Below are 24,815 nucleotides of genomic sequence, written 5' to 3'. Positions count from 1 at the left end.
GGGTGAGTATTCTGTCCGGTACCGCACCGGGTCCGCCCACCTCGAGCCTCAGCGCGGACGAGATCTTCGGGAATACGACCGCGGGAAAGGGGCTGCTGCGCACCCACGAGTGGTCAGCGTTCCCGGCCGTGAAAGCCGCGATGGCGGCGTTCGCGGGCACTGTCGAAGCCGATGCCGAGCAGCTGGACCTCGCGGTCGCGCTCTACCGCTCGATGGATTCCGAGAACGCCGAGAAGCTTCTGAAAGCCAACGGGCAGGGGCTCGACCTCGTCAGCGCACATCTGAGCAACGGCGGCGACCACAGCGCCGAACAGGCCGCGCAGATCGCACGCCTACGCCAACTCTTCGGTTCCGGACCGTTGGGAAATATCGTGATCGGGGGCGACTTCAACGCCTCCTCGAGCGGTAACGGCGCTTCGGCGCAACAGATCAGAGCGTTCGCCGAGCAGGGATTCAATGTCGACGCGGGCAGAATCGATGACGGTCTCGGCGGCACCTCTGCGAGTCATATACCGATCGACCACGTCTTGCCCCGCGGGGTCGGCACCTCCGCCGCCGAGCGCTGGGATAGGGGGGAATCCGACCACGACGGACAGAATGTCGAGGTGACGCTACCGGCCTGGTAGCCCTCAGTCGACGTTGACCCGAACCCTGGTGGCCGAGCGCGGCTCGTCACCGGGGCCGAGGTCGGTCACCGAGACAGGTCCGGTACTCACGCCGTCACCGACGCGCACGAGCACCACGTTCCCGAAATCGTCGCTCCCCCAGGGGCGGTAGAACTGGGTCCGCTCCGACGCGGGACCGAAGTGGACCTCCCACGTCTCTCCGGGAGGCGCCAGCTTGTTGAGTTGACGACCCAGTTCGTCGGCGCCGTCACGGAACACTTCCTGCAACGTGGCCACATCGACCCTGCCGTCGATGATGCGCCTGGCGAGTTCGTCCATATCGTGTATCTGGGTGCCCTGCCCGAAGCCGGTCGGGTTGTTTCCGTCGCCCCCCTGCTGGATATTCCAGTTGAGCATCCGCAGTGTTCGCTTCGACCAGGCGGTGTCGGCGGCCTGGAGCCGGGTCACCGCCGACTCGATGACCTCGAGCTGGTGATTCAAGGCCGAATCGGCTCTGGACCTGATCCCGTAGTAAGCCGAGTCCAAATCCTCGACCAACTGGGTCTGCTCGTCGTCTTCGGGAAAGAAGACGACCTTGTGTTCATCGGTGTAGTTGCGCACCAGCGGTTCCACCTTCGACCGGGCGGTATCCAACAGCCCCTGATGAAAGCGCAAGGTCGCGATGCACGCGCCGAGCGCGCCCGCGATCTTTCCCGTCGATTCCGCGCAGTCATCGAGGTCGGCGACGAGTTCGCGGCGATGGGTGTCGTACCTGCCCGCCGCGGGCCCCGCCCACACATCGTCGCCGAGTGCCCGGTTCGCCGCGGCGTTGATCGTGTCGGCCGCCCACGACAACTTCTCCTGCTGCGCTTTCCACGCGGACTCGTAGGCCGCGAGCCTGCCCAGATTCGCACCGAGGTTCAGCACCGTCACCGTCTGCACCATGCGGATCAGGCTGTCGCACACGTTATTCGGCGACAAGACGCGGATTTTAGGGGCGGCGGCACAAATCGGGGTGAGTTATTGCGTGGTAGCCGAATTGTTCTGCACGACCGTTCCGATACGCCCCGCGATCTGCTGCATAGCGGGCAGGATTTCGCGCATCAACGCCTCGTTGAGCCGCGCCGAACGCGCCTGCACGCTCAGCGCACCCCAGACCTGCCGGTCCGGGCTGAAGACCGGCACCGCGATCGAACGGATCGGATCGTCGACTCCGAATTCCTCCGTTTCGAACTCCTCGACCGCGAAACCCTTGCGCCGCACCGGATCGAGGTCGGTGCGCAGCCCGCTGTCCACGGGAGAGTAGGCGAGCAGGGCCCGCCCGGCGGCGCTGGAGCGCAACGGTCGACGAGGCCGCGGCAGCTGATGCGCACAGAACAGCACAGGCGGGCGGGCCTGCAAGACCGTGACGGCGTCATTCGAATCGGCGACGCTCAGACTGGCCGTGATCTTGATGCCCGCAGCAAGGGCATACATATGCGGTGCGGCGGAATCGATGCCGAGACGGGTCAGCGCCGGGCGGGCCAGCGTGGCGAGGCCGTGGCCGACTCGGTAGCGGTCGGTCAGCGGATCCTGTTCCAGCAGCCGTCCGCGCACCAGTGCCTGGGCGATGCGGTGCGCGGTGCTGACCGGCACACCGGCCAGATGGGCCAGCTGACTGATCGAGAGCTCGGGATCATCGCCTTCGAAGCAATTCAGCAGATGGACGGCCCGCTCGACGGCCTGCGATCCCGAACGTGGCTGGTCGGTGTTGGCCATAGTGTCGTCCCCATCTCCCCGGGTTCTGGCTGCTCCGGACTTGGCGAGAACTGTTCCGCCTCCGAAGCGGGCGGGCAACGGTTCGACGCTCGGTGCGTCAAATCGGTGATCTCACCGAAAGTAGTGGCGATGTCGCGGTGCGGGGGTCACGCTGGAACCGCTATGAATACGACAGAACCGAGGCTCGGCGTCGATTTCGGCCGGGTCATCCAGGGGGCGGCGCTGGCGCCCGGCGCCGCGGACACGGTATTCCTGTCCGGGGGATTCGAGGAAGCCATGCGAACACCCTCGAGCCCCGGCGCGTTCGAGGTGCTGCCCCGGCTGGTCGAGCGGTTCGGCGGCCGGGCCTGGGTGATCTCCAAATGCGGTCCGCGCGTGGAGGATCGGACCAGGCAATGGCTCGACCGGCACGAGTTCTACGAGCGGACCGGTATCCCGCGCGATAACGTCCGGTTCTGCCGCCGACGCGCCGATAAGGCCGCGCATTGCGCCGAGTTGTCGATCACGCACATGATCGACGACAGGATCGATGTGCACCACGCGCTGCGCGGGCTGGTACCGCATCTGTATCTGTTCGGCGCGCAATCCGGACCGGCTCCGGAATGGGTGAGCCATACCGTCACCTGGTCGGAGGTCGAAGCCGCCGTCGACGCCGGTTTCGCGGCCTGACCACCGGCGATATCCGAATTCGACTCTGCGCCGCGGTGCACGGACGGCGTCGCGGCGGTGAATTCCGGTCCGATCCGAACCGAACGCGGTTGTGTGTGTGGACCATCGGCGTAACGCATGTATCCTTTGCGGGAAAGCTTTGCGCCCGGCCCTTTCGAGTCGGCGTATTCGGGAAGTCTGCGGCGGTGGTCACCTCGCAGCGAACTGGAGGAGGTGGGGTTGCCATGCGCAGCGAACCTCCCAGTCGAAGGCCGCGCGGCGCCGCTCCTTCGTACTGACCGAAGCTTCTAATCGACAGCCTTCCGCTGTGATCGGTCGTGAGCGGGCGCCTCGCGGTGTGACTTCGTGTCATCGATTCACCCGTCACTCGTCGCTGTGCTGAGGACCACCCATGTCGCAGACCGATCTCATCGAAGTACGCCCGACGCTGTCGGAATCCCTGAACGACATCGTCGAAAGCCACCGTGTCGACGCCGCGCTCGATTGGCTCGGCAACCATCCGCCGCATGTCATCGCGGACCAACTCGCCCGCATGGATGCCGTGCAGGCCGGCGTCGCCTTCCGCCTGCTCGGCAAAGATCTGGCCCTGGCCGTATTCGAGGAACTCGAACCGGTCGACCAGCAGCAGATCCTGCAGGGCCTGCGCGATCAGAGTTTTCGTGAACTGGTCGAGAGGATGGCGCCCGACGATCGGGCGCGCATGCTGCACGAGGCGCCCGCGAAGGTCGCCAAGAAGGTGCTGGCGGGTCTGAGCCCGCGTGAGCGCCGGATGACGGCCGCGCTGCTCGGCTATCCGGAGGGGTCCGTCGGCCTCTACATGACGCCGGAAGTCGTTGCGCTGCCGCGTAATCTGACCGTCGCCGAGGCACTGCAGACCGTACGGGCCAAGGGCGGCAACGCCGAGACGGTGTACACGCTGCCCGTGGTGGACGCAGGTCGCAGGCTCATCGGCGTCGTGGAATTGCGCGAACTGGTGCTGAGCGAGCCGGACACCATGGTGTCCGAACTCGTGGTGACCGAGCCCGCGTTCGTCCGCGCGACCGATTCGGCGGAACGCGCCGCGCGCCTGATGCGCGAGACCAACGACCTCAATCTGCCGGTGGTGGACAGCGAGGACCGCTTGGTCGGGCTGCTCACCATCGATGACGCGGTGGAGGTCATCGAAGCCGCCGACAGCGAGGATGTGGCCAAGCAGGCCGGATCGGCGCCATGGGCCGGTCACTATATGGCGGCCGGGGTGTTCCAGCTGGCGCGCTACCGGGCGCTGTGGCTGCTGCTCCTGCTGCTCGCGGCGACCCTCACGGTGAGCGTCACCGACTTCTTCCAGGGTACCCTCGAACAGGCCGCCCATCTGGCCCTGTTCATTCCGCTGCTGATCGGCGCGGGTGGGAACGCGGGGGCGCAGGCCGCGACGGCCTGTGTGCGCGCGGTCGCCGTCGGTGAGGTACGCGGTTCGGATCTGTTCAAGGTGATCTGGCGGGAATGCCGTGTGGGTCTGGTGCTCGGCGCGATGCTCGCCACCTTGGGCGTGATGATCAGCGCGATATTCGTCGGCGCCAAAATCGGCCTTGTCGTTGGCGTCACCCTGGTGTTGATCTGCGGCTGGGCCGCCACCATCGGCGGAACGATGCCGTTGCTCGCCAAGAAGTTCCGCATCGATCCCGCCGTGGTATCCGCGCCGATGGTGACCACTCTCGTGGACGCCACCGGCCTCATCATCTACTTCACCACTGCCAAGCTGGTCCTGGGCATCTGACCGCTCCTCGTTCTCAGCTAATTCGCAGCGTGGTCCCAGGGCGGGTCGAGCGCGCGTCTCTACTGTCGGTGTCGAGACGACGAAAGGATCCGGATGAGCCCCCATTTCGCGCGGCGCGGCAACGAACACGAGCATGAACACGACCTCGGACTCGCGCACGACCTGCGGACGATGGTGTCACGTCGCCGTGCGCTGTACCTGTTCGGCGCGGCCGGTACCGGTGCCTTCGCCGCCGCGTGCTCGGCTACGGATTCGCCCGATTCGGCGGCGAGCGCGAGTGCCATCGAGACGGCGTCCAGCAACATCTCGGCGATACCGCAGGAGACCGCGGGGCCCTATCCAGGCGACGGTTCGAACGGGCCGAATGTGCTCATCGAATCCGGTGTGGCGCGCTCCGACATCACGACCAGTTTCGGATCGTATTCCGGTGTCGCGCAGGGGGTTCCGACCAAGATTCAGCTGGATCTGCGGGATCTGGCCCGCAGCGGCGCGGCGGGTGCGGGCATGGCCGTCTACCTCTGGCATTGCGACAGGGCGGGTAAGTACTCGCTATACAGTGATGGCGTCACCGACCAGAACTATCTTCGCGGCGTGCAGGTCGCCGACACATCCGGCGCGGTCGCCTTCACCTCGATCTTCCCCGCCTGTTACGACGGCCGCTGGCCGCATATCCACTTCGAGGTCTACGACTCGCTCGAATCCGCCGTAGCGGGTGAGAACGCCCGCCTCACCTCGCAGATCGCCCTCCCGCGGGATGTCTGCGAATCGGTCTATGCCTACGATTCGGGCTACTCGGCCAGCACGAGCAATATCTCACGCGTCACCCTCGCTTCCGACAATGTCTTCGGCGACGGCTGGGATGCCGAGCTCGCGACGATATCCGGAACCCCCGCCACCGGTCTCACCGTCTCGCTCACCGTGGGCGTCGCTGCGAAATCGGAGAATGTCCAGTCCGGCAATGGTTTCCGACCTCCGCCGGGTGGGGGTGGCCCGCCTCCTGGTGGGCGACCGCCGGGCAGGTAACCCTCTGGGGCGCATACGTTCTCGCCCTTCTCATTCGCTGGCGCGATCAAGAGCTTACGGCTATGATCGAACGCGCATTCGACGCTGTTTCGGTGAGGGGAGGGCTCGACCTGATGAGTGGTGGGAAATCTCTGGAGCAACGTGTCTGTGCGCTGGAGCTATGGCGGGATCACCAGATCACCCGCGATACTGTGACGGTGACGCATACACACGATCAGTTGGCGGATATCCGCTCGAGTATCGGTGACCTGGAAGGTCGATCGGTCGCTTCGCGGCTCGTGTCGATCGGCGTCGATATCGGCAGCCTGGCGTCGCGCCAGGAGTCGATGGAACGTCAGTTGGTCGCGGTTGATGGGCGTCTGGATTCCATGGACGGGCGGTTGGATTCCGTAGATCTGCGTCTGGATTCCGTGGACCTGCGTCTGGATTCCATGAACGGGCGTCTGGATTCCGTGGACCTGCGGCTGGGCAGATTGGAGTCCGACGTCGGTGTTCTGAAATCCGGTATGGCTCAGATCCTGACGATTCTCCAGAGCCGTTCGGGAATGTAGATGTGACGACGAAGGCCCCGCCGGAGCGGGGCCTTCGTTCGAGCGCCGGGTCAGAACTCCCAGTCTTCGTCCTCGGTGTTGACGGCTTTGCCGATGACATAGCTCGAGCCGGAGCCGGAGAAGAAGTCGTGGTTCTCGTCGGCGTTGGGGGACAGGGCCGAGAGGATGGCCGGATTGACATCCGTCTCGTCCTTCGGGAACAGGCCCTCGTAGCCGAGGTTCATCAGCGCCTTGTTGGCGTTGTAGCGCAGGAACTTCTTGACGTCCTCGGTGAGGCCGACTCCGTCGTAGAGATCCTGGGTGTACTCGACCTCGTTGTCGTACAGCTCGAACAGCAGCTCGAAGGTGTAATCCTTGAGCGATTCACGTTCGGCTTGGGAGACCAGTTCCAAGCCCTTCTGGTACTTGTAGCCGATGTAGTAGCCGTGTACCGCTTCGTCGCGAATGATCAGCCGGATCACATCGGCGGTATTGGTGAGTTTGGCCCGCGACGACCAGTGCATCGGCAGGTAGAACCCGGAGTAGAACAGGAAGCTCTCCAGCAGGGTGGAGGCGACCTTGCGCTTGAGCGGATCGTCGCCGTTGTAGTACTGGAGCACTATTTCGGCTTTGCGCTGCAGGTTCCGGTTCTCCTCGGACCATCGGAACGCGTCATCGATCTCGCGGGTGGAGCAGAGCGTGGAGAAGATGGAGCTGTAGCTCTTGGCGTGCACGGACTCCATGAAGGCGATATTGGTGAGCACCGCCTCCTCGTGCGGGGTCAGCGCATCGGGAATCAAGCTCACCGCGCCCACCGTGCCCTGAATGGTGTCCAGCAGCGTGAGGCCGGTGAAGACCCGCATGGTCAGCTGCTTCTCGTCGGCGCTGAGGGTGTTCCACGAGGGGATGTCATTGGAGACCGGAACTTTTTCCGGCAGCCAGAAGTTGCCGGTCAGCCGGTCCCAGACTTCGGCATCCTTCTCGTCGGGCACCCGATTCCAGTTGATGGCCGACACCCGATCGATCAGTTTCATCCTGCCTCCACACCTTTCCGCCGAGCACGCTACCGTCACGGATTCGTTACACCGAACACTACTCCTAGTGGGTGACAAGTCCATACAGCACAACACCTTGTGTCGTCGCGATGTACGTCGGCGGATGAGAAGTGCCGGTGAACATCGCCTGCGGCAACTCATTGTGCGATATGGCCGCATGTGCGGATGCGGGGGTCCTCGGGTGGGCGATTCGGTCGCTGTGAACTTGCTGCCCGGCGGTGGGTGGTGGTCGGGGCGGAGTGCCGGGTTCGCGCGGCATCCAGGGCGACCAGCCGACGCGACAGCGAAGATCACATCACCGTATTGTCTGAATCAGTACGCACATACGGCCGTACTGCTGCCGCACGATGGGGGCTTGGCGATGTCCGCACCAACCGATCCCGATATGAACGATCTGCTCGGTCGACTCGCACGGATTCCGAGCGGGCGCCGCGGCAAATGGGTCGTCCTCGGTGTCTGGATCATCGCGCTGTTCGCCCTCGGTTCGCTGGCGGGCAGACTCACCGACGCGCAGCAGAACGACAGCGTGAACTGGCTGCCCGACAGCGCCGAATCCACCCAGGCGTTCCGGCTCGCGGAATCCTTCGGCAATAGCGAGCAGATTCCCGTTGTGCTCGTCTACGAGCGCACCAGCGGGATCACCGAGGCCGACCGGACGGCGATCGCGGCCGACGCGCGGCGGGTCGCGCAGGTCGAACACGTGGTCGCGGACAAGGTGCTCGGTCCCATACTTTCCGACGACGGCCAGGCCGTCGAAATCCTCGTGCCGATCGAGGTGGGCACCGAAGGCTGGAAGCGGTTGGCCACCGTGGTCGACGACATCAAGGACACGGCGGGGGAGCGGCCCGACGGACTGTCTTTCCACGCCACCGGACCCGCCGGATTCGGAGCCGAATTCGGTGAGGCTTTCGCGGGTATCGATGGTCTGCTGCTGTTCGCTGCCGCCGCGGTCGTCATCGTCATCCTGCTGTTCACCTACGGGCCCATGCTCTGGATACTGCCGCTGCTGACCGTGGGTTTCGCGCTGGTCATCGCGCAGAGCGCGGTCTACGGCGCGACCGAGCTCGGGTTGACGATGAACGCGCAGAGCCAGGCCATTCTCACCGTTCTCGTCTTCGGCGCTGGCACCGACTACGCGCTGCTACTCGTGGCGCGATATCGCGAGGAATTGTGTCGCCACGAGGACAGACACGAGGCGATGGCCGTGGCGCTGCACCGCGCCGGACCCGCGGTGCTGGCCAGCGGCGTGACGGTCATCATCGCGATGCTGGCGCTGTTGGTCGCGGAGTTGAACTCGACCGCGGGCATCGGCCCGGTGTGCGCGATCGGCGTTTCCGTCGCACTGCTGGCCATGCTGACGCTGCTGCCCGCGCTGCTCGTCATCGTCGGCCGGTGGATCTTCTGGCCGCGCCACCCGAACTTCGGCACCGCCGACCACACCGAATCGGGTCTCTGGGCCAGGGTCGGATTCGCCATCGCCCGCAGGCCACGCACCGTCTGGATCGGTACCGCGCTCGCGCTCGGGGTGTTGGCACTCGGGGTCAGCGGTCTGGATTCCAACGGCATCGCGAACAAGGACGCCTTCGTCGGCGCGTCGGAGGCGGTCGACGGAACAAAGATTCTGGAGCGGCATTTCGACGCGGGCACCGGTAACCCGGTGGCCGTCATCGGCCGGGCGGCGCGCTCGGATGCCATCGTCACCGCGCTGCGGTCGACCGAGGGCATCATCTCCACTGCCCAGCCGGTGGTCAAGAACGGATTGGTCTACGTCGAGGGCACGCTGTCGGATCCGCCGGACAGCGCGGCCGCCGACGCCACCATCGACCGGGTGCGCGACACGGTGCACGCGGCGGACCCCGATGCCAAGGTCGGTGGGCAGACCGCGGTGATGCTGGACATCAAACGTGCTGTGTCGCACGATAATCGGATCATCGTGCCGTTGGTGCTCGCTATCGTGATGGTGATTCTGATGGTGCTGCTGCGTTCGGTGCTCGCCCCGATCCTGTTGACCGGCACGGTGGTGCTGTCCTATTTCGCCGCACTCGGATCGAGCCGCTGGATCTTCGATCTGCTCGGATTCGAGGGCGCCGACCCGGGACTTCCGTTGCTGGCCTTCGTCTTCCTGGTGGCGCTTGGCATCGACTACAACATCTTCCTGATGTCGCGGGTGCACGAGGAAACGGTCAAACACCGCACCAAGGCGGGCGCGTTGATCGGCCTGGCCGCGACCGGTGGCGTGATCACCTCTGCCGGACTGGTTCTCGCGGGCACCTTCGCGGTGATCGCGACCCTGCCCGTGGTGAGCTTCGTCCAGATGGGCATTGTGATCGCCCTCGGCGTCCTGCTCGACACCATCATCGTCCGCTCGGTTCTGGTCACCGCGCTGACACTGGATATCGGCGACCGGATCTGGTGGCCGAGCGCGCTGTCGCGACCGGTCGCCGAGGCGAAGTCCGAACCCGAGGTCAGCCTGGTCGAATGAGCCGGGCTCAGTCGGTGACGTAACCGTTGAGGGTGCCGCGCAGGTCGGAGAGCAGGGCACGGGCGGCAGTGAGTCCGTTGCCGTTCCAGACCGAATCCTCGACGGCGAAGACGCGGTGGTCGGTGGCGGCGCCGAGTTCTTTCCACCCATCGGTGCGCAGGATCTTCGCGCCGTAGTCGCGGCCGTCCTCGCCTGCGAAGACGACGTAGATGATGTCGCCCTCGGCCCTTGTCGCGAGTTCGTCGGTGGTGATGTCGACGGAGGCGCCGCGTTGCGCGGTCGGCCGCTGCACGCCGGTATCGGCGAGAATCTGGCCCGCGAAACTGTTGTTGCCCTGGATCTGGATGGTATCGGCGGTGAAGCGCAGCACCGAAGCCTGACTCTGGCTCGCGGCGATGGCGTTGCCGATATCGCGCGCCTCGATGCGGTAGTTCGCCAGCGCGGTCGCGGCCGTCGCGCTCCGATTCATACCGGCGGCCAGTGCGGTGAATTCCGCCTGCCAACTCGGGGATTCGCCGACAAGAACGGTAGGCGCGATGGCGCGCAGCGCATCGAAACTCGCTGTCGGCGAAGGTGTTTCACCGAGAATCAGATCGGGTCGGAGTTCGGCGATCTTGGCGAGATCGGGTGTGCCGTTCGCGCCGACGCCGGGAATCTCGGTGACGCCGTAGCCGAGATAGGCGGGCTGGGCGCGTGGTCCGTCGATGGTGACCGCACCGACAACGCGCTCCCACAGACCGAGCGCGCACGCGGCGTCCAGTGCCGACGTGCTGAGCACGACGATGCGCTGCGGATCGGCGGGGACCTCGGTGACGCCCGCGGTATGCGTGACGTCGCGGGTGCCGCTCCCCTGATCCGGTGCGCTCGGCAGCGGGCACGCCTTGGACGTGTCGCGCTCGAGTCCGACCACGCCCGCGCCCGCGATATTCGTGGTCGTGCGGACGATCGAACTGGGGTCGTCGGTCTGCTGTGCGCAGCCGACGAGCAGTAGCGCGGCACAGGCCGCGGCTACGGCGGCCGTGCCGTATCGGGTGGCGGCTGTGCGATTTCGGGTGGGTACGAGTGCGCTCACCGGCATGCGGGTGAGGGTACATTGCCGCCGCCAGGTGTAGACGGGGGTATCGGGGGCGAAGGCGCTCGGCCCGCGACGCGAAACCGGCGACGCGAAAGCGGCGACGCGAAAGCGGCGACGCGGGCCGAGCACTCGGATCACCCGATCACAAGACGTTGCCGCCCAAGCTGAAACGCGCCCCGGTGGCGTCGGCGACCGAGGCCATCCGGCCGTAGGGGGTGTCCTGGGCCGGGACGAGGATCGTGCCGCCGAGTTCGACCACCTTCGCGACGGCCTTGTCGACGTCGTCGGCGCCGAAGTAGACGGTCCAGCCCGCCGGCGCGCCCTCCGGCAGGGTTTCGGAGGCGTCCATGACACCGCCGAGCATCGGACTCGTCGAATGGATCGTGGTGTAGCGGAACCCCGGTTGTTCCGGCATGGCCATGGTGTCGTTCCAGCCGAAGACATCGCGGTAGAACTCGAGTGCGGTGTCGTAGCGGCGGGTGTGCAGTTCGAACCAGGACGGCGCGCCGTCGTGGTCCCGCCATGTCCCGCCGTCGACGATGGCCGTGGTCTCGAAGCCGGAGAAAGTGCCCGCCTGCCAGATGCCGATACCGGCGCCGTCCGGATCGCCGAGCACGGCCATCACCCCGATATCGCCCACGTCCATCGGCGGAACGACGATCGTGCCGCCGTGCGCGGCGGCGGCGTCGGCGGTGGCACGCGCGTCCGGGGAGGAGAGGTAGACGGTCCACTGATCGGGACCTTCCGGACTGTCGGGCGTCTTGCCCATACCGCCCGCGACATCCTTGCCGTTCTTGCTGAAGGTGATGTAGCCGCCGAACTCCTCGCCCGCGCGTTCGGCTGTCCAGCCGAAGAGTTCGCCGTAGAAGGCGATGCTGCGGTCGGGATCGGCGGTGTAGAGGTCGACCCAGACGGGGTCGCCTGCTTTGGGGTGAGTCATGGTGGTCTCTCCTTGCAGGTCGTCGAGCACTGGTAGGGGTAGAGACGCCCAGGGGGGCGGGAACTCATCGGTGCACGCCACATCGGGTTCCGCGGCAGGAGCGGACTTTCATTGTTTCAACGAAATACGACAGAGAGTAGGACCCGCGCGGACCGGCGCGGCTGCACCGTTTACGATCACATGAGCGCAAGCGAACTGTCGTCTGTTCCGGTCACGGAATGGATCCACGCAGCGGAGCCTGCAAAGCGACCTACAGGCATCTTCAGGAGGATCAGTGACTGCGGTAGAGCCCAGACCAGTCCCTCAGATGGAAGCGACTCGACCGTATCCGGCTCGGACCGGGCCGAAGGGTTCATTCCTCTACAAGATGGTCACAACGACCGATCCCAAGGTTCTCGGCGTCATGTACCTGGTGACCGCGGTGAGCTTCTTCCTCGTCGGCGGTCTGATGGCGTTGCTGATGCGTGCCGAGTTGGCGCGGCCTGGCCTGCAGTTCCTGTCTCCGGAACAGTTCAACCAGCTGTTCACCATGCACGGCACGATCATGCTGTTGTTCTACGCGACCGCGATCGTCTTCGGGTTCGCGAATATCGTGCTGCCGCTGCAGATCGGCGCGCCCGACGTCGCCTTCCCGCGCCTGAACGCGTTCAGCTACTGGCTGTACCTGTTCGGCGGCACCATGGCGACCGCGGGTTTCATCACCCCCGGCGGCGCCGCGGACTTCGGCTGGACGGCGTACGTGCCGCTGACCGACATCCTGCACTCGCCCGGCGTCGGCACCGACCTGTGGATCCTCGGCCTCGCGGTCTCCGGTCTCGGCACCATCCTCGGCGGTGTCAACATGCTCACCACCGTGGTCTGCCTGCGCGCTCCCGGTATGACCATGTTCCGCATGCCGATCTTTACCTGGAATATCGCCGTCACCAGCGTGCTGGTGCTCCTCGCGTTCCCGCTGCTCACCGCGGCGCTGTTCGGCCTGGCCTACGATCGCCATCTCGGCGGGAACATCTACGACCCCGCCAACGGCGGCATCATGCTCTACCAGCACCTGTTCTGGTTCTTCGGCCATCCCGAGGTGTACATCATCGCGCTGCCGTTCTTCGGCATCGTGTCCGAGATCTTCCCGGTCTTCTCGCGTAAGCCGATCTTCGGTTACACCACCCTGGTCTACGCGACGCTCGGTATCGCCGCGCTGTCCATCGCGGTGTGGGCGCACCACATGTACGCCACCGGCGCGGTGCTGCTGCCGTACTTCTCGTTCATGACCTTCCTCATCGCGGTGCCGACCGGCGTGAAGTTCTTCAACTGGATCGGCACCATGTGGCGCGGTCAGCTGACCTTCGAATCCCCGATGCTGTGGTCGATCGGCTTCATCGTCACGTTCCTCTTCGGTGGTCTCTCCGGCGTCATCCTGGCTTCGCCGCCGCTGGATTTCCACGTCACCGACTCGTACTTCGTCGTCGCGCACTTCCACTACGTGCTCTTCGGCACCATCGTGTTCGCCACCTTCGCCGGCATCTACTTCTGGTTCCCGAAGATCACCGGCCGCATGATGGACGAGCGCCTGGCGAAGTGGCACTTCTGGACGACCTTCATCGGCTTCCACAGCACCTTCCTCGTGCAGCACTGGCTGGGTGCGGAGGGTATGCCGCGTCGCTACGCCGACTACCTGCCTTCCGACGGTTTCACCACGCTGAACACCATCTCCACCATCGGCGCGTTCATTCTCGGCGGCTCGATGCTGCCGTTCGTGTGGAACGTCTTCAAGAGCTTCCGCTACGGCGAGGTCGTGACCGTTGACGATCCGTGGGGTTACGGAAACTCGCTGGAATGGGCCACTACCTGCCCGCCGCCGCGGCACAACTTCTACGAGCTGCCGCGCATCCGGTCCGAGCGCCCCGCCTTCGAACTGCACTACCCGCACATGGTGGATCGCATGCGGGCCGAGGCACACGTGGGCTGGGGTACCGGCAAACACGTGACCGATGTCCACGAGGGCGCGGTAGCCACGAAGTAGAGCCGCATCGCCGGTCCAGCGCTGGGTTACGGACCCACGGGGTCCGGCCGCGCACTAGGATTCGTACGACGAGTGTGCACCCGCTGGTCATCCAGCGGGTGCACACTCGTTTGGTGAGGTAGAAGCCCCGAACGGTAGCGACAACGGCGACGCGGCACAGGGAGAGGGCGTACAGGACTTGGAGCATATCGACTTGGCTGACACCATCGTTCTCGTCACCGTGACCGGACCGGACCGCCCCGGTGTGACGTCGGTACTGCTCGCGGCGATGTCCCGGCACGACGTCAGCCTGCTGGACGTGGAGCAGGTCGTCATACGCGGTCACCTGTCCCTCGGCGTGCTCGTCACCTGTCCCGGCGATCCCGAAGCATTGCAGGAACACGTCGAAGAGGCGATGAGCACTGTCGGCATGAGCGTCGACGTCGAAGTGGGCGCGCGTGTCGGTAGGCAGCCGATGTCGACCCACGCGGTGGTCATCCTCGGCAGCCCGGTCACCGCGCGCGCCTTCAGCGCCGTCTCGCGCCAACTCGCCACCCTCGGCGCGAATATCGATACGATTCGCGGCATCGCCGACTATCCGGTGACGGGCATGGAATTACTGGTCACCGCGATCGACACCGGTTCCGATACCGACTCGCGGCTGCGGACGGCACTGGCCGAGGTCGCGGTGGCCGAGCGGGTCGACGTCGCGGTGGAACGGGCCGGGCTGGCGCGCCGCGGCAAACGGTTGATCGTCTTCGACGTTGACTCGACCCTCATCCAGGGCGAGGTCATCGAAATGCTCGCCGCGCACGCGGGTGTCGAGGATCAGGTCAGGGAGGTCACCGAGGCGGCGATGCGCGGTGAGATCGATTTCGCCGAATCGCTGCGGCAGCGGGTCGCGACTCTCGAGGGCCTGGACGAATCGGTCATCGACGAGGTGGCCGCACGGATCGAACTCACGCCGGGCGCCCGCACGACCATCCGTACCTTGCGCCGCATCGGTTTTCGCTGCGGCGTGGTCTCCGGCGGTTTCCGCCAGGTGATCGATCCGCTCGCGCACGAACTGGAACTGGATTTCGTCAAGGCCAACACCTTGGAGATCGTGGACGGCAAGTTGACCGGACGGGTGGTCGGCGAAATCGTCGACCGCGCCTTCAAGGCGACAGCCCTGCGCGCGTTCGCCGCCGAGGCGGGCGTTCCGATGGAACAGACGGTCGCCGTCGGCGACGGCGCGAACGATATCGACATGCTCAACGCGGCGGGTCTCGGCGTGGCCTTCAATGCCAAGCCCGCGCTTCGTGAAGTCGCCGACGCGGCCCTGTCGCACCCCTACCTCGACGCCGTGCTGTTCATTCTCGGCGTCACCCGCGACGAGGTTGAGGCGGCCGACGCCCGCGATGGCGGAGTGCGCCGAGTGCCCCTCGTCGGCAGCTGAACGCGGGCCCGTCGAGCGAGCGACGGCCGCGCGTCGAATCCGCCCGTACACCGGGAATGCGGCGGGGGACCGGCCACTTGTGATGGAGTGCGCGCGGCCACGGGAGCACGGTGGGGGTCGTGCGGAAGTTCACGGCGACGAACAAGGTGGAGTGGATGAGTGACCCGTTCAGCGAGGCCGGAATCCGGGGCGGTACGACATCGGTGACAGACGCGGTGACCGACGCGGTGACCGACGCGGGGGCGAACCCGGAGGCGAACCCGGAGGCGAACCCGGAGGCGGCGTCCGAATCGTCCGCCGGTTTCGAGGGTTTCCGCGTGCGGCACGCGGAATTGGCGCGCGGGTACGGCGGCGCGGGAGATCCCGACGATCCGGATCGGGTGCAGGCCATGCAGATGGTGCTGCACCTGCCGAAGGCGGATCCGCCCCCACGCAGCGCCCTGCTGGCCGCCGCGGCCTCCTCGGTGGTCGCCCTGTGCCTGGACGAGCGCGTCGGTCCAGGCGGGCCGTGGGAGCACGCCTACCTCACGTGGAAACACTCGCGTATCCGCAAGGTGGCTCGGCGGGCCCGTGGCGCGCAATGGACGGCGGCGAACGAGGTGGAAGGCATCACCGTCGACGTCGGCGGCGTCCAGGCGCGCGCGCTGGTGCCGAGTGCGGTCAGCGCCGTCGATCCGCGGATCAAACGGCTCCAGATCGGCGGCACCGATCTCGAACACGATGAACCCGGTCCGCCGGATCCGGATCTGCCGGTGCTGTGGATCAATGCGAAATTGGGGATGACGGTGGGCAAGGCCGCAGCGCAGGTCGGCCATGCCAGTATGTTGCTGGCGGGTGCTCTCTCGCCCGAAAACGCCTGGCGCTGGGCCGAATGCGGCTTTCGTTGTTCGGTCCGCGAAGCCGATGTGACGCGCTGGCGGTCGCTGGCGGCACGGGTATCGGACGGGTCGGCGGTAGCGGTCCGCGACGCGGGTTTCACCGAAATCGCTCCGGGTTCGCTGACAGTCATTACGCTGCCTGCGGAGTCCTGGTGATCCCAGGCGACCAACAGCGCGAGAAAGGTGTGCGGTAGACGATCGGTCCGCGATCCCGGACTCCGGGTGTGCTGCCGGGGAATTCGGGTACCTGTCCATGGAGGACTGCTCCGGAGGAGGTCGACATTGTCCACTCTGATGCTCATTCTCGTCGCTTGGTTGGTGCTCTCGTTTCCGCTGGCGTTCCTCGTCGCCAGGATGTTCGGCTCCCGCGGCGGCCCGCCGATCGATCGCGAGCGAGCCGTTCGCGCCGCCGCGGCCCGTCACCGCCGTCGCCACCGTGCTCGAATGCCACGATCGGACCGACCCGCGTGGGTCGGGCGGGCATCGACGGCACATGTGAGCCAAGATGGAGCGCGTGCCACAACCGGATCCTGATCTGCTCATTGATTTCTCCGACGTGACCATCCGACGATCGGGCCACACCCTCGTCGGTCCGGTCACCTGGCAGGTCGAGCTCGACGAACGCTGGGTCGTGCTCGGACCCAACGGCGCGGGCAAGACCTCCCTACTCCGCATGGCCGCCGCCGAGGTGCATCCGACGTCGGGTATCGCGCATCTACTCGGCGAAGTGCTCGGTAAGACCGACGTCAGCGAGTTGCGTCCGCGCATCGGACTGTCCTCGGCCGCGGTGGCGAGTCGGGTGCCGCGCGAGGAGAAGGTCAGCGATCTCGTGGTGTCCGCGGGTTACGCGGTTCTCGGCCGCTGGCGGGAACGCTACGACGAGGTCGATACCGACCGCGCCATCGATATGCTGGAAAGTCTCGGGGCCGAACATCTTTCCGACCGCACCTACGGCACGCTCTCCGAGGGTGAGCGCAAACGGGTGCTGATCGCGCGTGCCCTGATGACCGACCCGGAACTGCTGCTGCTCGACGAACCCGCCGCAGGCCTCGATCTGGGTGGCCGCGAGGAGTTGGTGGAGCGGCTCGGTGATCTCGCCGCCGATCCCGACGCCCCGGCCATGGTGCTGGTCACCCACCACGTGGAGGAGATCCCGCCCGGTTTCACCCACGGCCTCCTGCTCAACGAGGGCGAGGTCGTCTCCCAGGGTTTGCTGACCGACGTGCTCACCTCCGAGAATCTCAGCGACGCCTTCCGTCAGTCGATCACCCTGGACAGGGTGGACGGCCGGTACTTCGCCCGCCGCAGCCGCCGGGCGGGTAAACACCGCTCGCGGTAGGACATACCGGGCGATCGGGTTGCCTTGCGATTGCCTGGAATTCGCCGAAGCCGGGTGGATCGGGCATGCCCCTAGCACAGCCGAATACGTGACGCACGCGACCGGCGCGCGGTCCGGCGAGTTCGGCGGACGTTATGGTGCAGGAGTGAGTGAGACAGATACGCAGGTTGACTCTCAGGTTCCACCGATCAGGGACGCCTCCACGGTGATGGTCGTGCGGGACGGCGTCGCGGGTCCGGAGGTATTCCTGCAGCGTCGGGTCGGTGCGATGGAATTCGCCGCCGGGATGACGGTCTTCCCCGGCGGCGGTGTCGATTCCTCCGACGGCACCGCGGATATCGCGTGGGCCGGTCCCGCTCCCGCGTGGTGGGCCGAGAAGTTCGCCACCTCCGAGCCGCGGGCCAAGGCGCTGGTCTGCGCCGCGGTGCGCGAAACCTTCGAGGAATGCGGTGTCCTGCTGGCGGGTCCGACCGCCGACACCGTCGTCTCCGATACCGCGGGCTATCACGACGCTCGCGGCAGGCTCGAGCGCCGCGAGCTGTCGTTCGCCGCCTTCCTCGCCGAGGAGAAACTCGTCCTGCGCGCGGATCTGCTTCGGCCGTGGGCGAATTGGATCACCCCCACCATCGAGCCGCGCCGTTACGACACGTATTTCTTCGTCGCGGTACTGCCTCGGGGACAGCGTGCCGACGGGGCAACCACCGAGGCCGACGAAGCGCGCTGGCGTATCCCGGCCGCCGCGCTGGATCACTGGCGCGCCGGCGCCGACGTGCTGTTGCCGCCCACCTGGACGCAGTTGGACGCGCTGCGACGTTTCGCCACCACGGCCGAGATCTTCGCCGCCGAGCCGGTGATCGACCCGATCATGCCGGAATTCACCCGTATCGATGGCCGTGACCTTCTCGTTTTCCCCGACTACCACCGCTATTACGCCGAGCTGCCCGATCCGAGCCGTCTGAAGGGTTCATCGCGCCCCTGAACTCTTCCCGCGCCCGCTGAAGACGGGTGGGCTCCCGGTCGGGTCCGGGATGACGGGCCCGAGACGGGTGCGCGGTAGCGTGCGTGCCATGGCCGAATTCGTGACCCTGGATCTGCTCGAGGGCGATGCCGAGCGCGGCGTGGCGGTGCTCAGGATCGCCCGTCCGCCGATGAACCTGCTCACCGTGCAGGTGGTGCGGGAGATCGCCGCGGCGGCGTCGGCGGTGGCGTCGAACGACGCGATCGCGGCCCTGGTCGTCTACGGTGACGAGCGCGTTTTCTGCGCGGGCGACGATCTCGCCGAACTGGCCGCGATGAGTTCGGGGCAGGCCCGCGCCATGGCCGCCGATCTGCAGGACGCGCTCGGGTGCCTCGCCCGGGTGCCGCAGCCGACGGTCGCCGCGATCAGCGGGTACGCGCTCGGCAGCGGTCTCGAACTCGCCCTCGGCGCGGATCGCCGCATCATCGGCGACAACGTCAAACTCGGCTTTCCACAGATCAAGGCCGGTCTCATTCCGCTGTCGGGAATCCGTCGTCTCGCACTGCTGATCGGGCCGGGCGCGGCCAAGGATCTGGTGTTCACGGGCCGATTCGTCGAACACGAGGAGGCGGCTGCCCTCGGCCTGGTCGACGAGGTGGTCGCGCCCGACGATGTCTTCGCCGCCGCCACGCGCTGGGCGCGTCGATTCGTCGATGGTCCGTCACGCGCGCTCGCGGCCGCGAAGGCGGTTTTCGAAGCGGGCCCGCACGGACTCGACCGCGCCCGCACCGAATGGGCCGATCTCTTCGATACCGAAGACCGCCGCATCGGCACCGAATCCTATTCGGCCGACGGCCCCGGCTCGGCGGCCTTCGTCGGCCGCTGACGACGCGAGCGGCCGATGGCGGATGTACCGACCAGTAACTGAAACGCGTTTCACCTGGGACTATCCGCCGATGGTGGAGCGGAGGTAACTCGGCGGTGCGTGGGAACCGCAGCATGCGGCATGTGACCGGTCGGTAACGTCGGTCCGGACTGCCGCTCGCGGGCGAACGAACCGGACCACGTTCGGTGCGGCCGGTACGGTGGTTCGGGATGCCGAGCGCCGAACGGTCCGCTGAATCACGAAGGCATCGGAGAGGATAGGCTACGCATCCATGACGGTCCACCCCGACGACCCTGCGCCGAACCCGCATGCCACCGAGGCCGAGGTCGAAGCAGCGCTCAAGGATACGAAACTCGCCCAGGTTCTCTACCACGATTGGGAGGCGGAGACCTATGACGACAAATGGTCCATCTCCTATGACGAGCGCTGTATCGAATACGCACGCGGACGCTTCGACGCCGCGGTCGGCCCCGCGCCGCTGCCGTACGAAAGGGCCCTCGAACTCGGCTGTGGCACCGGCTTCTTCCTGCTGAACCTGATGCAGGGTGGCGTCTCGAAATCCGGTTCGGTCACCGACCTGTCGCCGGGCATGGTGAAGGTGGCGCTGCGCAACGCCGAACACCTCGGCCTCGATGTCGACGGCCGGGTGGCCGACGCCGAGACGATTCCCTACGACGACGACACCTTCGATCTGGTCGTCGGCCACGCCGTCCTGCATCACATTCCCGATGTGGAGCTCGCGCTGAAGGAATGCCTGCGGGTGCTCAAGCCGGGCGGACGGTTCGTCTTCGCCGGTGAGCCGACGACCGTCGGCAATTTCTACGCGCGCTGGCTCGGCCGCATCACCTGGAAGGCCACCACCACCGTCACAAAACTGCCCGTGCTGGCCGGGTGGCGGCGTCCGCAGGAGGAACTCGACGAGTCCTCACGCGCGGCGGCGCTGGAGGCCGTCGTCGACCTGCACACGTTCGATCCGCGCGATCTCGAGGCGATGGCGCGCTCGGCGGGTGCGACCGGGGTCAAGGCCACCACCGAGGAATTCGCGGCCGCGCTGTGGGGCTGGCCGGTGCGCACCTTCGAGGCGGCTGTGCCCCCGGAGAAGCTCACCATGGGCTACCGCATGCTGATGTACCGCGCCTGGATCGGCCTGAGCTGGCTCGATGAGAAGATCATGCGTCGCGTCGTGCCTCGCCAGTTCTTCTACAACGCCATGATCACCGGCGTGAAGCCGGGAGCGTCCGGCAAGTAGTGGGATACGGCTTCAGTCGCGACGACGTCGACTTCCTCAGCGGCGCGGCGGGACGTGCCGCGCTCGCCGAGGTGGACCGGCTGGAACTGACCGCGGCGACGCATCTGCGCGATCTGGAACATGTGCGTCGCCGATACGACGCGGCGGCGGGGGCGCTCATCGACACGGTGCGCCTGCGGCGCAGGGCCTCGCGCAAACTTCTCGGCGCGGGGGAGTGGCTTTTCACCGACGACGCGCTGCAACAGGCGACCCCGACCCTGGTGGCCCGGCACCGTGCCCGCCGCGTGTCCGGGCGCGCGGTGCACGACGTCACCTGTTCTATCGGCGCCGAACTCGTCGAACTCGCCCGCGTCTGCCCGACCGTCATCGGCAGCGACCTGGACGACGTCCGCCTCGCCATGGCCGCGGGCAATCTCGCCGCGGCGCGTACGACGGCCGAGCGGGCGGTGCTGCTCGTCCGGGCCGACGCACTGCGACCGGTCAGCGTCGGCACCGTTGTCATCGCGGATCCGGCGCGGCGGGCCGAGGGCAGACGCACCAATGATCCCGCCGCCTTGCAACCGCCGCTGCCGGATCTGCTGTCCGCCTACGCGACTCGCGATCTCGCGGTGAAATGCGCGCCTGGACTCGATTTCGATCGCCTCGACTGGGCGGGAGAGATCGAGGTGGTCTCCCTGGACGGGGCCGTGCGCGAGGCATGTCTGTGGTCACTCGGGCTGACGCAGGCGGGGGTGACTCGGCGCGCGAGTGTGCTCTCGTCCTCGGGCGCGGTTTTCGAGCTGACCGACGCCGACGCCGACGAGATAGCGCAACGGCCACCGGGAGAGTGGATCATCGACCCGGACGGCGCGGTGGTCCGCGCCGGTCTCGTCCGTCACTACGCCGCGAAACACGGTCTGTGGCAGCTGGATCCGCGGATCGCCTATCTCACCGGCGATCGTGTTCCCGACGGCGTGCGCGGCTTCCGCGTCATCGACCGAATGGAGTTGCGGGAGAAGACGTTGCGCCGGGAACTCGCCCGCCGTGACTGCGGCGCGCTGGAAATCCTCGTGCGCGGTGTCGATGTCGATCCGGACGCGTTACGTCAGCGCCTCAAACTCCGTGGGGATCAGCCATACACGTTGGTGATCACCCGAATAGGCCGCGCCGCCACCGTTTTCGTCTGCACCGCCCATCGCGCCACCGGGGACTGAACCGCGCCGATCTCGCGGGCAGCGGGATCAGGTGTCGAGTTTCTTGACGATCCGTTGCACGGTGAGCCAGGTCCGGGTCGTGATGTCCTTGCCGTAGGTCCTGTCCAGCCACGCCATGAAATCGGTGGTTCTCGGGGTGCTGTTGTCGATGACGGTCAGGAAGGCGCGGGCCTGGTCGTCGTAGCCGATGACGCGGGTCAGTTCGTCGACCGAATCGGGTGGTGCGACCTCCGGGCTCTGATCCTTGAAGAAGGTCACCGTCAGATACGACCCCCGCTCGTGTTTGAGCCCGGCGAAGGGGTCGCGGTCGATCAGGGCCCGCAGATCCTCGTAACTGCGCAGGATGGTGCCGCCGGGAATACCCAGTTCCCGGTTCAGCGCCTCCTGGATGCGGTCCTCCAACTCGGCCTCGCCGGCGTCGCGGCAATGGAACACGACATTGCCGCTGGACAGGAGTGTGGCCACCTTGTCGAAGCCGAGCCCGTCGAACACCTCGCGCAGCTTCTCGTTGCGCATATTCGGGTTACTCGGCATGATCCCGCGCAGCAGGGCCGCGTACCTGTTCATATCGCCGACCGTAGCCGATGCCACCGACAACCCGGCGTGCACTGCCGGTTGCCCGTGTCAGACGCCAGCGGGCCGCGGCACCCGATCACACCTGCTGGGTGGCGCCGTTCTTCTTTCGCTCGATATCTTCCAGCGCGGCAATATATTTGGCGCGTTCCTCGGCACCCGCCTCCCAGGCGGCCTTGCGGTTCTTGACCACCTTGGCTGGTGCGCCGACCGCGATGCTGTAGTCGGGGATCTCGCCCTTGACCACCGCGTGCGCGCCGAGTACGCAACCGCGCCCGACGCGGGTTTCGCGCAGCACCGTCACCTTGGCGGCGATCCAGGTGTCGGGGCCGATGCGTACCGGGCCCTTCACGATGCCCTGATCCTTGATCGGGGTATCGATATCGTCCATCCGGTGGTCGAAGTCGCAGATGTAGCACCAGTCGGCCACCAGGGTCGATTCACCTATCTCGATATCGAGATAGGTGTTGACCACGTTGTCCTTGCCGAAGACCACCTTGTCGCCGATGCGCAGCGATCCCTCGTGGCAGCGGATGGCATTGCCGTCGCCGATATGCACCCAGCGGCCGATCTCCATCCGGCTCAGTTCGGGCGTCGCGTGGACCTCGACGTTCTTGCCGAGGAACACCATCCCGCGCAGCACGATATGCGGGTTGGCCGCCTTGAACTTGAACAGCCGGTAGTAGCGGACCAGGTACCAGGGGGTATAGGCGCGATTGGCGAGCACCCACCGCAGCGAAGCCGTCGTCAGGAATCGCGCCTGCTGCGGATCCCGGCGGCGCGAACCCCGCCACCGTGAGCGCAACGGTGCGCCCCACATGCTCGTCACGAATCCGTCTCCCGTCGTATATCCCCGGTCGGCACCCGGGACGCGTGTCACTTGGCTACACAGAGTACTTTCGCGCCGAGGACGGCGAGGTCGCGGGCGTGTCTTACGGAGTTCCCAAAGGGGCAGCGAACCACGCCGCGCCCGCGCGGCCTACTACACAGAACCACGCCGCGCCGCAGGCGCGGCCGGAGAACCCAGTAGTCTTGCGATCGGCCAACGACCCGAGGGGAGAACAGCAGGTGCGAACCGGCAGCGTGCGGGCTGTATCCGAAAAGCCGCGATTCCGTATGCGTGCGGCAGTTCTCGCCGCCCTCGGCGCGATCGTGGTGACCGGATGTGGCACCGATGTCGATGACATCACCGTGGGCGCGGGCCGGGGTTGGCCCGCGGCGTATCACGACGGCCGCAACGGCGGGGTCACCTCGGTGACCGGAGCCAGGCGGATGGCGTTGAGTTGGTCGCGCCCGTCGGGCGGTCCGATCGAGCGGCCGGTGACGATCGGTCCGGAGGGGCAGTTGTTCCTCACCACCCGCACCCCGCGCGGTTGCGCGATCCTGTCGTTACAGATGCCGACCGGACGGAAACGCTTCTGCGATCCGTTGGGCCCCAACACGGTTTCCTCGCCTTCGGTGGTCGACGGCGTCAGCAATGTCTACGTCGGTGACGACGGTGCGGTGAATTCCTTCAACTATCTCGGGCAGCCGCGCTGGCGTACTCCCGTTGCCGGGGTTCCGGTCTCGGTGCAGTTCACCGGCGACGGGAAACTGCTGACGGTGACCCAGTCCGGCCAGGTCGACGTATTGAGCAGGCAGACCGGTCAGCGTGCGGTGACCACCGTGCAGTTGCTCGGTGAACCGGATTTCCTGGCCTACCCCGCTCTGGCCCGTCCCGCGCCGGGCCAGGGCCTGGAGGATTGCCCGGCGGGCGGTCCGCAGTGCCCGGTGGCGAATATCTCCGCCGTCGACGCCGAATCCGGCCGCTTCTTCCTCACGCTGTGGAAGCCGGGTAAACCTGTCGCCGCCCTGGTCGCGTTGCGCTATCGGGACGGCAAGGTGGTCCAGGAATGGAGCGCCGACCTGCTGACCGAGGGCAGCGGCACGAGTCCGGCGGTTTCCGCCGACGGGTCCACCGTCTACGTGGGCGACAACTCCGACCGGCTGATCGCGCTGGACGCGGCCGACGGTCGCACCAAATGGGTACGTTCACTCGGATTCGCTCCGCGCGGAGGCATCTCCGTCTCGGCGGACGGACTGATCATCCCAGCGGGTGACGACGGCTATCTGCTCGCACTGCGCGATAACGGCGACAGATCCGAGATCGTCTGGGAGCGTAAGGATCTCGCGCTGCGCGGCATACCGGTCCAGACCGCGGGCGAGACCGGCTACACCGTCGCCGCCATCGGGACGGGGCTGAACCTCGTCACCTTCGACACCTCGACCGGTGAGACGATCGATTCCGATGTGCTGCCCGGCGGAACAGGTACGACGACGGGTACGTCGATCTCCGCGCAGGGCGAGGTCGTCCTCGCCACCCGCATCGGTGAGGTCTTCACCTTCGCGCCCGAGAGGTAGCGGGCGGCACGG

At 66.5% G+C, this 24,815-nt stretch carries 22 protein-coding genes; 15 read left to right on the top strand and 7 right to left on the bottom strand.

Features of this window, described 5'->3' with window-relative positions:
* The first annotated feature begins 2 nt into the window (after positions 1–2).
* Positions 3–626, top strand: a complete 624-nt coding sequence (locus ABZS43_RS03760; RefSeq protein ID WP_355034248.1) for an endonuclease/exonuclease/phosphatase family protein — start codon at positions 3–5, stop codon at positions 624–626.
* A 3-nt stretch (positions 627–629) separates the two neighbouring features.
* Here the strand turns inward: ABZS43_RS03760 and ABZS43_RS03755 are convergent, their stop codons facing one another.
* On the bottom strand, positions 630–1,586 hold the full coding sequence (locus ABZS43_RS03755; protein WP_355034247.1) for a hypothetical protein: 957 nt from the start codon (positions 1,584–1,586) through the stop codon (positions 630–632).
* A gap of 39 nt (positions 1,587–1,625) precedes the next feature.
* Positions 1,626–2,363: an IclR family transcriptional regulator gene (locus ABZS43_RS03750; protein WP_355034246.1), complete on the bottom strand. Its 738-nt coding sequence runs from the start codon at positions 2,361–2,363 to the stop codon at positions 1,626–1,628.
* A gap of 162 nt (positions 2,364–2,525) precedes the next feature.
* Here ABZS43_RS03750 and ABZS43_RS03745 point away from each other — a divergent pair, with 162 nt between their 5' ends.
* The 4 genes from ABZS43_RS03745 to ABZS43_RS03730 all read left to right on the top strand — a co-directional run bounded on the left by ABZS43_RS03745 (position 2,526) and on the right by ABZS43_RS03730 (position 6,362).
* Entirely contained in the window at positions 2,526–3,032 is a 507-nt protein-coding gene (locus tag ABZS43_RS03745) for a hypothetical protein (RefSeq protein ID WP_355034245.1), read from the top strand.
* Positions 3,033–3,423: 391 nt separating this feature from the next.
* Entirely contained in the window at positions 3,424–4,788 is a 1,365-nt protein-coding gene (gene mgtE / locus ABZS43_RS03740; protein ID WP_355034244.1) for a magnesium transporter, read from the top strand.
* A gap of 93 nt (positions 4,789–4,881) precedes the next feature.
* Complete coding sequence (locus ABZS43_RS03735; protein ID WP_355034243.1) at positions 4,882–5,811, top strand: dioxygenase; 930 nt, start codon at positions 4,882–4,884, stop codon at positions 5,809–5,811.
* Between the two features lie 62 nt (positions 5,812–5,873).
* The gene (locus ABZS43_RS03730) at positions 5,874–6,362 is read left to right on the top strand and encodes a hypothetical protein (protein ID WP_355034242.1); all 489 of its coding nucleotides are present in this window, start codon (positions 5,874–5,876) and stop codon (positions 6,360–6,362) included.
* A gap of 50 nt (positions 6,363–6,412) precedes the next feature.
* Here ABZS43_RS03730 and nrdF read toward each other — a convergent pair whose 3' ends face one another.
* Complete coding sequence (gene nrdF, locus ABZS43_RS03725; protein ID WP_355034241.1) at positions 6,413–7,375, bottom strand: class 1b ribonucleoside-diphosphate reductase subunit beta; 963 nt, start codon at positions 7,373–7,375, stop codon at positions 6,413–6,415.
* Between the two features lie 382 nt (positions 7,376–7,757).
* On the opposite strand from nrdF, the gene ABZS43_RS03720 reads away from it, so the two are divergent.
* Entirely contained in the window at positions 7,758–9,878 is a 2,121-nt protein-coding gene (locus ABZS43_RS03720) for an MMPL family transporter (protein ID WP_355034240.1), read from the top strand.
* Positions 9,879–9,885: 7 nt separating this feature from the next.
* Here ABZS43_RS03720 and ABZS43_RS03715 read toward each other — a convergent pair whose 3' ends face one another.
* Positions 9,886–10,956 carry an iron-siderophore ABC transporter substrate-binding protein gene (locus ABZS43_RS03715; protein ID WP_355034382.1) on the bottom strand — a complete coding sequence of 357 codons (1,071 nt, stop codon included), beginning with the start codon at positions 10,954–10,956 and terminating at the stop codon, positions 9,886–9,888.
* 139 nt (positions 10,957–11,095) lie between these two features.
* Positions 11,096–11,893, bottom strand: a complete 798-nt coding sequence (locus ABZS43_RS03710) for a VOC family protein (protein WP_355034239.1) — start codon at positions 11,891–11,893, stop codon at positions 11,096–11,098.
* A gap of 274 nt (positions 11,894–12,167) precedes the next feature.
* On the opposite strand from ABZS43_RS03710, the gene ctaD reads away from it, so the two are divergent.
* The 8 genes from ctaD to ABZS43_RS03670 all read left to right on the top strand — a co-directional run bounded on the left by ctaD (position 12,168) and on the right by ABZS43_RS03670 (position 21,830).
* Positions 12,168–13,910: a cytochrome c oxidase subunit I gene (gene ctaD / locus ABZS43_RS03705; protein WP_355034238.1), complete on the top strand. Its 1,743-nt coding sequence runs from the start codon at positions 12,168–12,170 to the stop codon at positions 13,908–13,910.
* A gap of 187 nt (positions 13,911–14,097) precedes the next feature.
* Positions 14,098–15,327: a phosphoserine phosphatase SerB gene (serB, locus tag ABZS43_RS03700; RefSeq protein ID WP_355034381.1), complete on the top strand. Its 1,230-nt coding sequence runs from the start codon at positions 14,098–14,100 to the stop codon at positions 15,325–15,327.
* 203 nt (positions 15,328–15,530) lie between these two features.
* Positions 15,531–16,361 carry a peptidyl-tRNA hydrolase gene (locus ABZS43_RS03695; protein ID WP_355034380.1) on the top strand — a complete coding sequence of 277 codons (831 nt, stop codon included), beginning with the start codon at positions 15,531–15,533 and terminating at the stop codon, positions 16,359–16,361.
* A gap of 349 nt (positions 16,362–16,710) precedes the next feature.
* On the top strand, positions 16,711–17,544 hold the full coding sequence (locus ABZS43_RS03690) for an ABC transporter ATP-binding protein (RefSeq protein ID WP_355034237.1): 834 nt from the start codon (positions 16,711–16,713) through the stop codon (positions 17,542–17,544).
* A 208-nt stretch (positions 17,545–17,752) separates the two neighbouring features.
* Positions 17,753–18,523: an NUDIX hydrolase gene (locus tag ABZS43_RS03685; RefSeq protein ID WP_355034379.1), complete on the top strand. Its 771-nt coding sequence runs from the start codon at positions 17,753–17,755 to the stop codon at positions 18,521–18,523.
* 88 nt (positions 18,524–18,611) lie between these two features.
* Complete coding sequence (locus ABZS43_RS03680; RefSeq protein ID WP_355034378.1) at positions 18,612–19,388, top strand: enoyl-CoA hydratase-related protein; 777 nt, start codon at positions 18,612–18,614, stop codon at positions 19,386–19,388.
* Between the two features lie 271 nt (positions 19,389–19,659).
* Complete coding sequence (locus ABZS43_RS03675) at positions 19,660–20,637, top strand: class I SAM-dependent methyltransferase (protein ID WP_355034236.1); 978 nt, start codon at positions 19,660–19,662, stop codon at positions 20,635–20,637.
* Positions 20,637–21,830, top strand: coding sequence for a class I SAM-dependent methyltransferase (locus ABZS43_RS03670; RefSeq protein WP_355034235.1), 1,194 nt, complete (start codon positions 20,637–20,639; stop codon positions 21,828–21,830). The genes ABZS43_RS03675 and ABZS43_RS03670 overlap by 1 nt, the downstream gene beginning before the upstream one ends.
* A 27-nt stretch (positions 21,831–21,857) precedes the next feature.
* Here ABZS43_RS03670 and ABZS43_RS03665 read toward each other — a convergent pair whose 3' ends face one another.
* Complete coding sequence (locus tag ABZS43_RS03665; protein ID WP_355034234.1) at positions 21,858–22,397, bottom strand: DUF1697 domain-containing protein; 540 nt, start codon at positions 22,395–22,397, stop codon at positions 21,858–21,860.
* Between the two features lie 85 nt (positions 22,398–22,482).
* Positions 22,483–23,232, bottom strand: coding sequence for an acyltransferase (locus tag ABZS43_RS03660; RefSeq protein WP_355034233.1), 750 nt, complete (start codon positions 23,230–23,232; stop codon positions 22,483–22,485).
* A 287-nt stretch (positions 23,233–23,519) separates the two neighbouring features.
* Here ABZS43_RS03660 and ABZS43_RS03655 point away from each other — a divergent pair, with 287 nt between their 5' ends.
* The gene (locus ABZS43_RS03655) at positions 23,520–24,803 is read left to right on the top strand and encodes a PQQ-binding-like beta-propeller repeat protein (RefSeq protein ID WP_355034232.1); all 1,284 of its coding nucleotides are present in this window, start codon (positions 23,520–23,522) and stop codon (positions 24,801–24,803) included.
* Positions 24,804–24,815 lie beyond the last annotated feature (12 nt).

The organism is Nocardia sp. NPDC005366 (genome assembly GCF_040606855.1).
Taxonomy (GTDB): Bacteria; Actinomycetota; Actinomycetes; order Mycobacteriales; family Mycobacteriaceae; genus Nocardia.
The sequence above is the reverse complement of the archived record's forward strand: the minus strand, read 5'-3'. Positions and strand labels throughout refer to the sequence as shown.